Source organism: Mesorhizobium sp. M8A.F.Ca.ET.021.01.1.1 (assembly GCF_003998025.1).
Classification (GTDB): domain Bacteria; phylum Pseudomonadota; class Alphaproteobacteria; order Rhizobiales; family Rhizobiaceae; genus Mesorhizobium.
The window spans coordinates 1-1,393 of sequence record NZ_RZSJ01000921.1; the positions used below are offsets into that span (position 1 = coordinate 1).

Sequence of the window (1,393 nt, forward strand, 5' to 3'; positions counted from 1 at the left end):
AGGCTACCCAACGTACCGGGCAAGTCGATCACCACGGTCGTCGTCGCATTTCCTCCAAATGCTTATACGCCCCGCCATCGGCATCCGGGCTCGGTCAGCGCCTTCGTGCTGAAGGGTACGCTGCGTTCACAACTGGCGGGCGGCCCCGTCGGCACCTATGCGCAGGGACAAACATGGTTCGAGCCGCCCGGGGCGATCCATCTCTTCGCCGAGAATGCCAGCACGACGGAGCCGGCCGAACTGCTGGCGACCTTCATTGCCGACGACGATTGCGGCCCGCTGACGATCCCGGATTGACCACCGCGCCGGTGGCTTTCCGATCCAGGGCTGGAAAGGCTGGCGGCATCGCGGCCATATTGGCGCCTTCGATGTCGGCATTGTGGTTGTCACGACGTGCCGCCCGGCGTATCAGGCGGGTCTTCCTTTGCCTTTGATATCGGCGAGCCGCCCCGTGCTTTCCAGAAACCAACCCCAAGTCTACGCCCGCCGGCTGCGCGCGGTGCTTCTGAGGTCAATCCCTCTGCTGGAGGCGCGCGGCATTGCCGTGGTCATCCTGGCGGGCGTTGTCGGCGTCATGGCAGGCATGCTGGTCACCGCGATGAGCCAGATCGTGCAGGATCTGCACGGGCTTCTGTTCGGTGTCCAGCCCGGCGGCCGGCTGTCCGGCATGTTCTCACTTGCCGATCCGATGCAGGCACTGATCCCGGCGATCGGCGGCATCCTGCTCGGGATATCGGTGGTCTGGCTCAGGCTTCGGAAATTCCGCACGCCGGTCGACCCGATCGAGGCCAACGCGCTCTATGGCGGGCGCATGTCACTGACCGATACCTTCATCATCGTCGTCCAGACGATGATTTCCAGCGGCTTCGGCGCTTCGGTCGGCCTGGAGGCCGGCTATACGCAGGTCGGCTCCGGCGTCGCCTCGCGGCTGGCGCGCGCCTTCCGGTTGCGCCGCAACGATGTCCGCATCCTGGTCGGCTGCGGCGCCGCCGGCGCCATAGCCGCCGCCTTCGATGCGCCGCTGACCGGCGCCTTCTACGGTTTCGAACTGGTCATCGGCATCTACTCGGTCGCCAATGTCGCGCCGGTCATGACCGCGGCGATCTCCGCCTCGCTGACGGCGGAAGTGTTCGGCGGCGTGCCGTTTCCGCTCGAGCTCTCAGGGTTGCCGCAACTTACCGCCAGCCAATATGTGCCGTTCCTGCTGCTCGGCCTGCTTGGCGGGGCGGCCTCGATCGCCATCATGCAACTGGTCACGCTGATCGAACGCGGTTTCAACAGGCTGTCGGTCGATGCCTCGCTGCGCCCCGTCATCGGCGGTGTCCTGGTCGGGCTCCTGGGGCTGATCACGCCGCAGGTCCTGTCCAGCGGCCACGGCGCGCTGCATCGCGAG

At 66.3% G+C, this 1,393-nt stretch carries 2 protein-coding genes; both read left to right on the plus strand.

The window, feature by feature from the left end; translation table 11 throughout:
• Positions 1–297 (plus strand): cupin domain-containing protein (locus tag EOA36_RS35465; protein ID WP_145969511.1); only part of this gene is annotated, 297 nt, incomplete at its 5' end.
• 154 nt (positions 298–451) lie between these two features.
• The coding region (locus EOA36_RS35470) for a chloride channel protein (protein WP_145969512.1) at positions 452–1,393 on the plus strand (942 nt) is incomplete at its 3' end.